Here is a 1,992-nt window from a genome sequence, read left to right as displayed (position 1 = left end):
AATTCTGGCTTTGAATTCCGGTGTGTGCTTTCTCTTTTGCTTTTTCATAATCCCTCTTCTTTAACATGATGAAGGAACGATGGATAGGTTAGCCAAAGGGGTGGTCCGGATTCTTGGGACCGTCTCTTTAGATCTATCCCACAGGAAACTATATTTTGAAGCAAAATCACTGGAACTTATTGACTTAATACTAGATTCCCTTAATCAAACAAACAGTAACGACCGCTCGGCAAGACATTTTCAGTCATCGGAGATCGACAGGCTTTGTCATGTAAGGGAGGTCATGCAAAAGGATCTTGCCAACCCGCCAAGCCTGTGTGATCTGGCAAAAATTGCAGGCATGAACCATTGCAAGTTGAATCGTGGATTCAAAGCCCTGTTCGGCAACACGGTTTTCGGGTGCCTCCGGGATATGCGCCTCGAAAAGGCCCGCCAGCTTTTGACGACGGGAAAAATGAATGTAACCGAAGCCTCCTGTTTTGTGGGCTATTCTTGCCTGAGCCATTTTTCCAGTGCCTTCAAAGAACAATACAAGATGAATCCGCGGGAATGTTTGAAATGTTCCGCCCGCTCGCACTTCCTCTAGCAGGTGAAATTCCAGTGAGCCAAACGCTATTATAGGTCTTCTGATAGCTACCTGTGTATTCCAGGGTATCCGGCCACCTACTCCAATGATCTTGTCAGGTGGTCGGAGCTAAGTGACGCTGTCATTTTCCTATCACCTTTTTGTCGTCCTTCAGGGCAAGCTTGCCTTCATCCAAATATTTTTCTCGCCAGCCCCAAAGAGAGCCAGGTAGGTGATGGGAGCATCCGAAGCTTATGGAATTAAAAAGTTCGCCGCCCGCAGTATGGGCCAATTTCCCATGCTGACGTCTACCTGAAGTGTGGTTCGAACAATTTGCCATAAGTAGCGGATGCACCCGTAGGTGATGGTACTGCTGAACATACAGCACATTAGCTGAACCCGACCGGATACATGTCGGCCAGCGACATCTCCCTGCCAGAATTTTTCTTTAGCCCTCACCTCTCTTGCTTCCAACTCGTCCATATTTGCCACTTCGGAAAATTTGGGCAAACATGCCCACATTTTCAGCACGATGAAAAAAAAGGGAAGGCGTAAGCTGTTACCCTACGAAGCGTCGCTCCTCTCCGAGAGAAGTTGACCGGAATGATCTGGAATTCCCAATCTAGACGTAAAAAGTTCGGCAATCATTAAAATCTCTTCGGCTACCATTAGCCTCCTTTCACAGGAATCAGGTAATACTATTTCGCGTTTAGCTCGATTGAAAAATCTCATTATTCAAGACACTCATAACTAAAGAAAGCAAGACTATGAACAAACTAAAAGCGATCAGTTTATCCATTACAGCATCATTACTTTTTGAAAATATTATTTATGCAAAAGATACCATAACTTTAGATAGTGTAACAGTAACGGCAAATAAAATTGAAGAAGACATCAAAGATATACCACAAAGCATTACGGTTATGACTGATGTTGAGATTGAGGAAAGGGGGATAAAAGATGTAAGAGAATTGATAGAATTCATTCCAAATCTCAGCTCAACTGGAACTATAAACTTTAGAGGACTCAATAGTTCTACTTTTACCAGCACTAGTCCGATGGTAATTTACATAGATGGAGTCCCTTATAGCCACATGTGGGGTTTTGACAAAACCGTATCAAACATCTTAAGAGTTGAGGTTTTAAGAGGACCGCAGGGGACAATCTACGGAAAAGACTCAATGGGTGGTGTTATCAATATAGTTACTAAAGATCCATCCAACACTACAGAGGGAGGTGCAACTGCTGAATACAGCTCCTACAATACTAAGGAAACAAGTTTTGATGTCTCCACTCCACTACTAAACAACCACCGACTTGAAGATCGGTGGGTTTAAAATCGCGGACTGAAAGTCCAGCAACACCGGCAGGCTGCGCAGCCGGTTTAAGGCTCAATATCGAAACGGTCATTAGGTTTGGGCTCGAAA

Annotated in this window: 2 protein-coding genes; both read left to right on the top strand. The window is 44.0% G+C overall.

Annotated elements, in window-relative coordinates:
• Positions 1-283: 283 nt before the first annotated feature.
• Positions 284-586, top strand: coding sequence for a helix-turn-helix transcriptional regulator (locus tag JWJ90_RS22555; protein ID WP_205229470.1), 303 nt, complete (start codon positions 284-286; stop codon positions 584-586).
• Positions 587-1,332: 746 nt separating this feature from the next.
• Positions 1,333-1,902: a TonB-dependent receptor plug domain-containing protein gene (locus JWJ90_RS22550; protein ID WP_205229469.1), complete on the top strand. Its 570-nt coding sequence runs from the start codon at positions 1,333-1,335 to the stop codon at positions 1,900-1,902.
• Positions 1,903-1,992: the final 90 nt, after the last annotated feature.

The sequence above is a fragment of the Desulfobulbus rhabdoformis genome (assembly GCF_016919065.1).
Lineage (GTDB): Bacteria > Desulfobacterota > Desulfobulbia > Desulfobulbales > Desulfobulbaceae > Desulfobulbus > Desulfobulbus rhabdoformis.
The sequence above is the reverse complement of the archived record's forward strand: the minus strand, read 5'-3'. Positions and strand labels throughout refer to the sequence as shown.

Coding starts and splice junctions, on each gene's coding strand:
- JWJ90_RS22555 (WP_205229470.1), top strand. CDS start 284: ATGCAAAAGGATCTTGCCAACCCGCCAAGCCTGTGTGATCTGGCAAAA.
- JWJ90_RS22550 (WP_205229469.1), top strand. CDS start 1,333: ATGAACAAACTAAAAGCGATCAGTTTATCCATTACAGCATCATTACTT.